At 32.8% G+C, this 305-nt stretch carries 1 protein-coding gene; it reads right to left on the bottom strand.

Annotated features, from left to right (window positions below; all coding sequences use genetic code 11):
- A partial coding sequence (locus RVY79_RS18780; RefSeq protein WP_317466071.1) for a hypothetical protein occupies nucleotides 1-305 on the bottom strand: 305 nt, incomplete at both ends.

The raw sequence follows: 305 nt of genomic DNA, 5'->3' as shown, positions 1-305 counted from the left end.
AAGTCAATTCAAGCAACAATGATAACAGTTCACTTTCTTCTTCTTGATTGATAATATTGTTTTGTTTCTTTTCTTTCAAAATCTTCAATCTATTCAATTTCTTTACTCCATCCAAATGTAGATTGAAGTAGTGTTTGAAGTTTGTATCTATGTTTCCATGTCCGAAGCTGGACAACATGCCAGATTGAGAATTTAACCCCTTATGTTTATCTGTAAGGTGGATTTCTTCAAACTTCCTAACTGATTGGAAGCCAAGAATTTTAGCAATCAAGATAGTATTGGAATCACCACCAATCGACAACATA

Source organism: Chromohalobacter sp. HP20-39 (assembly GCF_033052815.1).
In the GTDB taxonomy this organism is placed as follows: Bacteria; Pseudomonadota; Gammaproteobacteria; order Pseudomonadales; family Halomonadaceae; genus Chromohalobacter.
This window is presented reverse-complemented; position numbering and strand designations above follow the sequence as displayed.